The organism is Paraliobacillus ryukyuensis (assembly GCF_003315295.1).
Classification (GTDB): Bacteria; Bacillota; Bacilli; order Bacillales; family Amphibacillaceae; genus Paraliobacillus; species Paraliobacillus ryukyuensis.
In genome coordinates, this window is sequence record NZ_QNRI01000001.1 from 366234 (window position 1) to 377625 (window position 11392).

Annotated in this window: 11 protein-coding genes and 1 pseudogene; 1 reads left to right on the forward strand and 11 read right to left on the reverse strand. The window is 33.7% G+C overall.

What is annotated here, in order from left to right:
• Positions 1-25 precede the first annotated feature (25 nt).
• The 6 genes and pseudogenes from DES48_RS02000 to DES48_RS02025 all read right to left on the reverse strand — a co-directional run bounded on the left by DES48_RS02000 (position 26) and on the right by DES48_RS02025 (position 3882).
• Positions 26-352, reverse strand: coding sequence for a hypothetical protein (locus DES48_RS02000; protein WP_113866419.1), 327 nt, complete (start codon positions 350-352; stop codon positions 26-28).
• Between the two features lie 98 nt (positions 353-450).
• Positions 451-648 carry a DUF4176 domain-containing protein gene (locus DES48_RS16550; RefSeq protein WP_113866421.1) on the reverse strand — a complete coding sequence of 66 codons (198 nt, stop codon included), beginning with the start codon at positions 646-648 and terminating at the stop codon, positions 451-453.
• A gap of 281 nt (positions 649-929) precedes the next feature.
• Positions 930-1046: pseudogene (locus DES48_RS16555) on the reverse strand (hypothetical protein); the annotation flags it as partial.
• A 373-nt stretch (positions 1047-1419) separates the two neighbouring features.
• Entirely contained in the window at positions 1420-1875 is a 456-nt protein-coding gene (locus tag DES48_RS02015) for an ASCH domain-containing protein (RefSeq protein ID WP_113866423.1), read from the reverse strand.
• A 253-nt stretch (positions 1876-2128) separates the two neighbouring features.
• Complete coding sequence (locus tag DES48_RS02020; protein ID WP_113866425.1) at positions 2129-3157, reverse strand: ABC transporter permease; 1029 nt, start codon at positions 3155-3157, stop codon at positions 2129-2131.
• Positions 3154-3882 carry an ABC transporter ATP-binding protein gene (locus tag DES48_RS02025; protein WP_113866427.1) on the reverse strand — a complete coding sequence of 243 codons (729 nt, stop codon included), beginning with the start codon at positions 3880-3882 and terminating at the stop codon, positions 3154-3156. Before DES48_RS02025 ends, DES48_RS02020 begins: the two co-directional genes overlap by 4 nt.
• A 217-nt stretch (positions 3883-4099) precedes the next feature.
• On the opposite strand from DES48_RS02025, the gene DES48_RS02030 reads away from it, so the two are divergent.
• Positions 4100-4717: a TetR/AcrR family transcriptional regulator gene (locus DES48_RS02030; RefSeq protein ID WP_113866429.1), complete on the forward strand. Its 618-nt coding sequence runs from the start codon at positions 4100-4102 to the stop codon at positions 4715-4717.
• A 551-nt stretch (positions 4718-5268) separates the two neighbouring features.
• Here DES48_RS02030 and DES48_RS16480 read toward each other — a convergent pair.
• From DES48_RS16480 to DES48_RS02055, 5 genes are all read right to left on the reverse strand, one after another.
• Complete coding sequence (locus tag DES48_RS16480) at positions 5269-5352, reverse strand: putative holin-like toxin (RefSeq protein WP_113866431.1); 84 nt, start codon at positions 5350-5352, stop codon at positions 5269-5271.
• A 168-nt stretch (positions 5353-5520) separates the two neighbouring features.
• Positions 5521-6975, reverse strand: a complete 1455-nt coding sequence (locus tag DES48_RS02040) for a PASTA domain-containing protein (protein WP_113866433.1) — start codon at positions 6973-6975, stop codon at positions 5521-5523.
• Positions 6968-7639, reverse strand: a complete 672-nt coding sequence (locus DES48_RS02045) for an ABC transporter ATP-binding protein (protein WP_113866436.1) — start codon at positions 7637-7639, stop codon at positions 6968-6970. The genes DES48_RS02040 and DES48_RS02045 overlap by 8 nt, the downstream gene beginning before the upstream one ends.
• 14 nt (positions 7640-7653) lie before the next feature.
• On the reverse strand, positions 7654-9138 hold the full coding sequence (locus DES48_RS02050) for an ABC transporter permease (RefSeq protein WP_113866438.1): 1485 nt from the start codon (positions 9136-9138) through the stop codon (positions 7654-7656).
• Between the two features lie 600 nt (positions 9139-9738).
• Entirely contained in the window at positions 9739-11175 is a 1437-nt protein-coding gene (locus DES48_RS02055) for a glycoside hydrolase family 1 protein (protein ID WP_113866439.1), read from the reverse strand.
• Positions 11176-11392: the final 217 nt, after the last annotated feature.

The following is an 11392-nucleotide window of genomic DNA, read 5'->3' on the forward strand; positions in this document are numbered from 1 at the left end:
TCTTTCTTAGTTTTAAAGTTCTTATTTAATATTCATCATAAAAACCGACATGTTTCAAATAGTTTTCTTTTACTTTTGGAAAGACTTTAGTGTAGATAATTGTAAATAACCAAGCACTTACTAAGAATGGTATCAACATAATAATTCCTACTGGTTCAACAACAGTACCTATCAATAAGTACAAAATAGAAATATACATGATAATCATTATAAAAATAAACATATAACCAGCAAATATAAACGGATAAAGGTTTATATGTATACCATCTTCTTTAGCCATTTGTATTTGCTTCTTGTTTTCTTTTATTTCTTGAATAGCTTGGCTAAAAGGAAAAGCTAAATAAGTTTTCATTCTTTAATTTTCACCCATTCTACCCTTTATTTTTTCACGTAAAATGACTTCACCTTCCGATTCGGAACCTTTAAAAAATATTATTAATCTGATTATGATTAAAAAAATATTGCTTTCTTCTGAAAGATGCCCTTGGGAATATGGCAAACTACATAATCCCAAATTACACTTTTATCATCTTGCAATTGTTTTCTGCCATAGATCATTACTGCCTGTTGCACAAACTCTATTTTTCCAGCTGTGTCGATAGGTAGTAACTCTTTTCCTTTTACACTGGATATTCCTAAATTTTCCATTCAAAGCTAAAACCGAGTTTTCCTCCAACAATTAAACATAAATATAATATAAACTCATTACCAACCCTTGCTTCTCCACCAATACTTCCAGCAGACCGGAGCTAATTTTATGTAATGGTCAGTAAATGGTATTGCAATTATTGGAGATACTTCTCCTTCTATAGCAGCTACTTTAGCAGAGATGCATTCAAAACCTTTACCTCTGATTGAAAGCTTTCAATATGCTTGTTTAAATTTGTATATAAGCCAGTAAAAATCCATTTAAAAGTTTCCAACATAATCTAGTGACAATCTCCAAAATATAGTTTCGCCTCATCAGCTGTTTTTCCTGAAAAACTGACCATATCTTGCAATGAGTCTATATTTTGTTGTATTTGAGATATACTTTCTTTTAGATCTTCTGATGTTGACTTTTATTCATCTGAGAATTCTATTACTTCCGATAGGTTTACTTTATGTCCCATTTTATGATCATCTCCATATTTTGAAATTGGTTCTTGAAATAAGAATTAATTAATCTTAAAAAATATCTATTTTTTAAGAATATAGGTGTACCATTAAGGAAATATGTGGAATTGAATTGACTTATTATAGTTAGTATTTACCTTTTTCATCCTAAATAATTAATTAAATGTATATCCGAATAGATGAGATACTTATTCATTCGAGTCGTTTATTGGTAATAAAAAAAAGGAGCAGTCAAATTGTGATACGCTGCACTAATCTATTTATAAATGAATTGTTCTAGGACATAGCATTCAATAATACTAATTATTTTATATAAACCAATTCAAATTGCTCGCAAACTACCGGTATTTTATGATGAAAGGATTGATTAATTTGGTTTAGTTCATTAGTGAAAAAAGGTTCGTGCACAGCTTTCCAATACGCTAAGGTACGATCTCCTTCTCCTTCTAAATAAGCATGTTCTTCTGTAACCTCATCATAAGGGATAATTTCAACAACTGTCGTTTTCACAATTGCTACCGGTTTTCCCTCTCCATCAAGGATGATATTATGAAGTCCAACGTCTGGTAAAGGCTCCTTTTCTTCATATGCTAGATAATTAGAAGCTGTTGCCGTTTTGATCCCTCTTACAACTAAATCTGCTAATTCATCAGCCATTTGTTTTGAATTACCAAAAGCCCATGCCTCATACGTTTCAGGTGCGTTTGGGTTTTGTTTTTTAAAATCATTCCATAGTTGTTCAATTGCATTATTGCTCATTTTCTATGACCCTCCTCATGCTCCTTTGTTTTCGTTACCTGTTGTTTTGTAATTATACTAAAACATTCACATGTTCACCAATATAATTCATAAATAGATGTAGCTCATCTTTAGAAAGCGCGGAAGTATCTTTTTTATATATAATTTGCTTTATCCAGTAACCTCATTTGCTAATTCCCTTTTTAAAATTACTTTCATAACCTTTTACCATGTACTTTATTCATACTTTATCTTTTTGCAAAATTGATTCGGTCTACAGTTTCCTGAATTTTTTCAATGCTTGTGTGTTTAACAGGTATAACAGGAATGCATACACAATTAAACCAAACAAATGCCCCCAAATTTGCATGAAACCATCTCCATAAACCATTACTCCTTTAATCGCTGCTGCTCCATAGTAAATGGGCATAAGATAACACAACTTTCCAAGATGATAAGGAATCTGGTCGATGGGAATCAACCCAGAAAAAAACACTTGAGGAATGATGGTAAAAGGAATCATTTGCACCACCTGAAGTTCTGAACTAGCAAAAATTGATATTGCAGCACCAAATGACACAGCGGTAACAGCTAATAAAACCATTGCGACCAAAACCCACCCAATGTTCCCAACTATACTTAAGCGCAATACAAAAATAGCGTAAAGAACAAGGAGAACAGCTTGAATGACGGCGAAAACACCATATCCTACTGTATAGCCAAGAATCACTTTTCCACGTCTAATTGGCGTCATCAATAAACGTTCCAAGGTACCACCACTTCGCTCTCTAACAAGTGCCATAGCTGAAATAATAAACACTAAGAAAAACGAAAATAACGCAAGGAACACAAAGCCGAGGGAATCAAAACTCGACTGATCTTGACTACCATAAACATAAGACATATTCATTTTGGCTGATGGATTTAAAGAGGCTATGGCTTTTTGGATCCCACTTGCAGCATCTCTAGCCTTAGAATTAGGTTCATACATTGTGATAGTCATACCTGAACTTTTTGATAGTGTGAAGATGGCATCTACATCATGGTGATCTTTCAAGTATTGTTTTGCTTGTTTGTCTTCTTTTTTTATCAAGTCTATAACTTGCAAGTCTTGCTCTTCTAAAGCATTAATAAATGAATGTGGTATGGCATCTTGATATATTCCTACTTTTGGAACATAATTGGTATCACCTAACAAAAAATATACTAAAGTCAAAATTAATAATGGAGCAACTAAAATCATCATAATACTTCGTTTATCATTGATTGTTTGACGGATAACACGTTTAGCTAAATGAATCATCTTTCAGCACCACTTTTCGAATCACTTGCAATAAAAAATAATTCCTCTACCCGTCCATTTTCCGTTTTTTCGAGTAGAGTTGTCACGGCATCATATTCAATTAAAGTACCATTATATAGGAGTGCTGCTTTATCACACTCGCTCACTTCATCCATTACATGTGTGGAAACAATAATCGTTGTTCCAGCATGTTTAATCATCTGAAATTGGTCCCAGATCGTTCTACGTAACACAGGATCGATTCCTACTGTTGGTTCATCAAGAAACAAGATCTTAGGAGAATGTAAGATGGAGGCTGCCAGTGAAAGTCGCTTTTTCATCCCTCCTGAAAAATGTTTCACCAATTTCCAGCGATGCTTTGTTAAATCAACAATAGCAAGTACTTCATTAATACGTTTTTTCAATGCGCTATTATCCATATGGTAAAGGCCACCAAAAAAACTTAAATTAGCATCTGCTGATAAATCGTCATATAACGCATCATTCTGTGGCATGAACCCTACTTTTTTTAGCATTTTCATATGCGGCATAGGAATATCATCAATTTGAATGGACCCTTGATCAGCAGCAATCGCTCCAATCATCAAACGAATTAATGTGGTTTTTCCCGAACCAGAGGGCCCAAGTAAACAACTTATTTCCCCTTTTGGAATTGAAAACGTAATATCATTTATCACTTGCTTTTGATCAAAACTTTTTGATACATGCGATATTTGAATATCCATCGGTGTTCCTCCCCAATTAACGTAATCAAAAATACAATAATTTCTTGTTAATCCTACTTGCATTCCGTTAAAATAATAAACAACGCGTTGTTTATTGTTGCTTCACTAAAATTATAATCTCACGTTATCGATTTGTTCAATAATCAAAAAAGCAAGATGTGTAGGTTATACTACGCTATTTAGAAATGTGTTGAAAAAATTTAGGGAGGAAATTGAAATGGGTAATACTAGTTCGGATTTACGTGTTATTCGCACAAGAGCTTCAATAAAGAAGGTATTGATAGAATTGATTGAAGAAAAAGGCTTTGAGGCAGTTACAGTTAAAGATATAGCTACTAAAGCAAACATTAATCGTGGTACCTTTTATAGCCATTACCAAGATAAATATGATTTAATGATGAAGTGTGAAGAAGAATTGTTACAGGAACTGGAAAAAAAGATTATTAAGAACCTTCCAGAAGTCATTTCAAATCTAGCACCCACTTCTTCCCCTTCAATCCCTTTCACCATTCTTGTTCCATTTTTTGAATTTCTTAATCAAAATAGAGGGTTTATAAAAGTATTGTTAGGAGCAAAAGGTGATCTATCATTCCAATCAAAATTAAAAATTTTTATGCAAAAAACTCTATTTGACAATAACAACCATCCTATATTTAAGCAGAAAAATCTACTTGTTCCCCAAGAATACTTAATTTCTTATATTGCTTCAGCTCATATAGGTGTTATTGAAGAATGGCTCAATCATGATAAAGGAGAATCGCCAAAAGAAATAGCCCGAATTATTTCCACAATGACGATAAATGGCCCCTTCTTTGCAGCAGGGATAATGAAGTAAAACTTCGAAAGCGGAGCAGTACATGTTTGTGGTACTGCTCTGTCTTTTAGGATCATATTAACTACTAAGGTATATATGCATTTAATTTTTTTTACAAAAAGAAAGCATGGGAACGTATACACATCACTCATGTTAAATGCCGTTTGCTTCTTGAATCAAAAGACGTCCTTTTCACCATATACCAATCAATACTATTAATAGTTTTAATCATCATTGTTACCTAAGATAAAAGTAAAGTTTCATCTTTCAAATAAACCTTTTTATAATGAGGTAAAACGTATTAATTTACTACCTTAATTTCGATTTTTTTACATGTGAATTTACTTTAGTCATATCTCAGTTTATTTATTGAAGGCTTACCTTATATCTTATATCCTTGTTAAATTTATGACTTATATGACTTTTTGTGCTATAGTAAAAATAAGGATTACCTATAATAATAAAATAACCCGTAGCAGTCACTACAGGTTATGGATAAGCGCTTCCCCAGAGGAAATCGGCTATTGGTTTGATAGACCTCACCTACTCACTTGGATGGTTAATAGGGAGGTCTATTTTCTATTGATCAACGCAATGATCAACGTGAGTAACGCAATCAAGAAAGTACCGAAACCTAACAGTACATACATACTCATAGGCTTCACCCCCTTTCATACGGGGATTAGCCGACCTATCCTAAAAGAACATTATCCTTCTCTAAGATAACACACAAACACAAACATAAGTTCCTATTATTGTTTTTTAGTTTCTAGTCTGCATACAATTAAATTACTGGCAACATTCTTATTGACCTACACGACAAATTACTTTTCAATATTTTCTTCTATCGGTTGGTCTAATTCTTCTTCTATTGGTTGTTGCACCTCTTCTTCGACATCTTCTAAAGGATTAGATGTTGATGGAGCAGAAGTATTATTACTAACCCGCACCTCAACCGTATAATCCATAGGCACAAATGCGTTAAATTTGCTCATACTAACAACTGTTCCTTTGACCTCGGTAGCATTTACGTATTTCACAATGTAATCTATGTCTGCTCCTTTGGATTGATAATCATCATAGAATAACTTGGGCAAATCACCTTCTAACACACCACGGTAATCTGCTAGATATGGTCGACCTACAGAATAAGTAGCCGTAATAGTAGAATCATCTTCTCCTATCAATTTAGTACCTGCCTCAATTGTTTGTGCGATTAATTTCCCATACGCTAACTTAGAATGAAACCGCTCTTTTATTGTTACCGTTAATCCAGGATAGTTAGCTGCTTCTTCCATAGATAACTCACCGAAATTAGGTACGACAATGGCTTTGCCAACGGATACCTCTACAGTCATTTTATCTTTCTTCGCTATTTTTTCTTCAGCTTTTACACTTTGACTAATTACTTTGCCAACTTCTACTGTATTAGAATCCTTATCTTTAAGCGTCAGTGCAATCTCATTCGTATCTGCCCATTGTTGCACTTCTTCTTTTGTGCTTTCAGAAAAATCCGGAACACTAATGTTTTTCTCAAAGACTTCTTTTCCTTTAGAGTAATAGACAGCAGCACTATCTTTTCGGCGATAGGTTTCTTCCTCGACTTCACTATCCTTAATCACAAGCTTAATAAAGGAACCAGACTCCACTTTATCACTATATTCGGAAACAAGCTTAAGATTGTCCGCTTGTTGCTCTTCTATCCAGGTATCTGCATCTCTTTTACTCATTTTTGAAAAGTCAGGTAAAGGGATCACCTCTTCTGGATCAGGACCTAAACTACTAACAAATGTAATTGTTTTGCCTTTCCGAATGTTTTTTCCTTCATCAATATTTTGAGAGATTATTCGATTCGCTTCAATATCGGAGTTATATTCCTGGGTTAATTCAATTTCTACATCATTCTCTTTAGCCCATGCCCTTGCCTCGGAAACCGGCTTACCTGTGAAATCTTCCACTTCTGCGTGAACAACATGATAATAAGTAATGAAACTTAAAACAAGCGCTAGTGTAGCTCCCGCAATAATTAAGATAAGTTTTCGACGTTTTTTCTTTTGGTACGTCGGATCGAACTCTACTTCTTCTCCTACTCCACTTAGGTGATTAGAAGTTAAGGAATAATTTTTTGTTTCTGGGATATACTGTTTTTCCGTTTTTGGCTCAGTATCTTCTTTATTTTCTAAAGCTGCATCCTCTGCTTTTTCTGATTTGTTGTTATCCTGTTCTTCCAATGTATCTTTATAATTATCCTTGTTAAATTTTGATAAAAAATCACTCATAAGCTGTTAAATTACCTTTCTGAAGCGTAAAGGTTTGATCGGATTGTTCAGCAATTTCGTTCGAGTGCGTAACAACTACGACACATTTGTCATGGTCGTGTGCTAGTTTTTTAAAAATGTCAATAATTTCTTGTTCCATTTCCTCATCAAGATTTCCGGTTGGTTCATCAGCAAGAATCAATTCTACATTGGTAGCCAATGCGCGTGCAATAGCAACTCGTTGTTGTTCTCCACCTGAAAGTTTATTTACTGTGCGATCTGCTTTGCTTTTCACAATTCCAATGTAGTCTAATAAATTATAAGCAACCGACTTTTGATCTTCTGGAATTTCATTTTCTGTAATCGACATTGGAACTAGCACATTTTCTACTGCTGTAAAGGAAGGTATCAGGTTATAACTTTGAAAGATAATACCAACATTATTTCGACGATATTTCTCATAACCAATTTGTTTAATATCTTTTTCATTAAATAGTACTGTCCCACTATGCGGGGAATCTAATGCACTTAGTAATGATAATAGTGTTGTTTTACCAGAACCAGACTGGCCTAAAATGGTATAAAACTTTCCTTTTTCAAAACCAACGTTTGTATTTTTTAATACGTAACGTCGACGATCACCATCTTGATAAAAATAATTTAAGTCCTTCGCTTCTAATATCATCTATTTCACCTCTACTACATCATTATTTTTTTTGGATTTAATCGGACAATATAGACCAATGGAATAATCGTTGATACTAAAATAGTCAATAACCCTATTAAATAAAACATTAATATATAGCTAGAATCCAATCTTACTTCATAAGATTCCACTACATCATCCGTTGTTATATTATTTTGATAAGCTTGTAACTCACTGTAATACATCATATCGTCTTCCATTTGTGTGTCTTCTGCATTAAGTAACGTATTAGATATACCTTGTGCTAAGAAGTTTCCACTAAATAGCGATAAGGTAATCCCAATCACAGCTACAACCATTACTTCGATAAGAATTTGACCAACCACACGAGCCCGTTGCTCGCCTAAGGATAAGTAAATTCCTAATTCATGTTTTCGATCTCGTAAGAATAGTAAAACAACCAAACCAATTATCAATACAGTAGCACTTACGGCAACAATTAACACATAACCTGCTAATTTAGACATTGATTCAACTGGAGCAGCAATTGAATCATATTGATCACCAGCATTCGTTACTTTGTAGAGCTCCGGTAATAACGGTTGAACTTCTTCCTCAAATGCCACACTATCTTCTGGACTCTTTAATACAAAAATAGGTGTATAAATATCAGAATAGTCTGTTCCCTCCGCTTCAACCATCTCCGCATATTCTTCATCAATTTTCATATATTCTTCTGATTGATAACGTGATTCATTACTAATGATTTCATTAGGAACATAAATCGTATTTTGATAATCGATGTCCATGAAATCCAGCATTTCAGCGTCTTCTTCACTCTGCTCTACATTTGCAGAAGCAGGTTCAAACAATCCAATCACTTCTAATACCACATCACGAGAAGTTGCTACCTTTTCTTCTCCAGTTGTTTCATCATAGTCCATAACACTATTCGTAAGGGTAAAATTATCCCCGATCTGTAAATCATTTTTCTCGGCAATTTTTTTAGATATAATGGCAACGCTGGAACCGTTTTCTACTTCTTGTGATTCAAATATACGTCCTTCAACTAAATTACCTATTCCTTCCTCAAAATCAAGAACGGGTGCGTAGTTAATCCCCTTTAACATAAAATCTGGACTCATTCCATCCGCTACCACTTCTACTCCCGCATCATCCATTTCTTCACCTTGATAACTTTGAAGACTCTCTGAGCCTAACCAAGTAGACATGTTATAGTCATAGTATTTCACATAAGAAATTTCTCCAATTTGCTTAATTAATTCTAGATCTAGGTCAGCAATTTCTATGCTCATTTGTTCTTCTTCATCCATATTTTCTAATGCTTTATAATCAAGCTCAACCGTTGCTGCAGCCCCTAATTTCTCTTTAATATTCTTTTCTACATTCCCTGTGGCCTGCTGAATAGAGATAGACCCTGAGATGACATTACCAAGAATAAAAATAACAGCTAATAAAATCAAAGCTTTTCCTTTTTTTCTTGTAATACTTAATAAACCACGCTTAATAAAATTCATAACTAACCCCCTCAAATTAAAAAACAGAAAATAAAGATGAACAAAAAATTATGCAATAGAAATAATTGCAGAAAATTCTATTAATCTATTAAAAACATCTTTATTATCATTTATTACCAAGGAAATTACAACCTATTTTTTTATAAAAAATGTATTTTTAATTATTTTTTTCTAAATATTCTATTTAAAAATTGTAAGAATCATTACATTTTTAAGTTCGAAGGGGGAAAGATTTAACAGGAAAATTACTGGCTGATAGTAATAAAATGAAGATTTATTACTGCTTACCAACCATTGATGGAAAAGATTAAGCGGAATATGGAAAAGACTAGAAGTGATTTTATTGGTAAATGCTCTATTCAGCTTACAATAGCTATTGAGGGGATTTTGGTCTAAAATTTATAAATACATAAAGTCAGACATTTTTTTGTGAGCTGGATCTGATATGATACAGAGGTTAATGTATTCCAAACATGGATCGGTGCTGGCACAATAATGATGCCTTCCTATTGTAAAATGTTTGGATGTAATTTAATAATAAAAAACACCTATTACACCAATAAGACTGTTGTCCATTGGATGTAACAGGTACATTATTTTTTACAGTTCTTCACCATTTGTAGCAATTACATTTTTGTACCAGTAGAATGATTTCTTTCTACTACGATCGAAAGAACCGCTACCATCATCTTGCTTGTCTACATAGATGAAGCCATAACGTTTAGACATTTCGCCAGAAGATGCACTTACTAAGTCAATACATCCCCAAGCAGTGTAACCCATTAATTCAACGCCATCTTTAATCGCTTCACCCATTGCTCTAATGTGCTCTCTTAAATAATCAATACGATAGTCGTCATTCACGCTACCATCTTCTTCAACTTTATCATAAGCACCTAATCCGTTTTCTACTACGAATAACGGCACTTGATAACGACCATATAATTCCATTAATGCAATGTGAAGTCCTTTTGGATCGATTTCCCATCCCCAGTCACTTGCTTCTAAGAATGGATTTTTTACGCCACCAATTAAGTTACCTTGGCCAAGCTCTTCTGGTGTTTTATTTTTCTTATCTGTACGAGACATGTAATAACTTAATGAAATGAAATCAACCGTTCCTTCTTTGATTAATGCAAGATCTCCATCTTCCATTTCAATGTTAATATCATTTTCTTGGAAATAGCGGTCAATAAAGTTTGGATATTCTCCACGAACTTGTACATCACCACAGAAATTATTAAAGAGAAGTGATTCTTTCTTTGCATAAAGTACATTTTCAGGATTACTGTCATAAGCATAAACTGGTGCATAAAGTAACATACAACCAATTTGTGAACCAGGAATGATTTCATGTCCTAATTGTACTGCTTTAGCACTTGCAACAAATTGGTGATGAAGCCCTTGAAAGCTATCTTGCAGACGTGTTTCTTCATTTTCTGGTGAGAAACCTAGTCCAAATAACGGCATATGAGTTGCACCATTAATTTCATTAAATGTTAACCAATATTTCACTTTATCTTTGTAGCGATTAAAAATTACCGTTACATAACGCTCAAAGAATTCAACTAATTTTCTGTTTCTCCAACCACCATATTCTTTAATTAAATGAAGTGGTGTTTCGTAGTGTGCGATTGTTACTAATGGCTCAATATCATATTTTGCAAGCTCATCAAATACACGATCATAGAAGGCAAGTCCTTCTTCGTTTGGCTCTAATTCATCACCTTTTGGAAAAATTCGAGACCAAGCAATACTCATACGAAATGTTTTGAATCCCATTTCCGCAAATAATGCGATATCTTCTTTATAGCGATGATAAAAATCAATTGCCTCGTGGTTTGGATACGTATATTTATCTGTATCCATTTCAAAATCAAAGCCGGTATCTGACAACAGCTTCAATCTATTTTCTTTACCCCCTGGGAGTACATCCGCTAAGTTTGGTCCTTTTCCACCTTCATGGAATCCACCTTCTACTTGGTTAGCAGCGGTTGCGCCACCCCATAAAAATCCATCTGGAAATACGTTTGACATAACTATCACCTCATATAATTATTTGATGTTCCACTGAATATGTGGAAGAAAAATGAATATATTAACACCATGCTCAAGGTAATAAAAAAACCTGAGTTACTTAAAGAATCAGAATAAAACACTTCCGACTCAACAGCAACTTAGGTTTCGCCTGCTAATCAGTAACAATCCATAAGTTAAATATATTCTTTGAAATTAGTATACCACATTTATAATG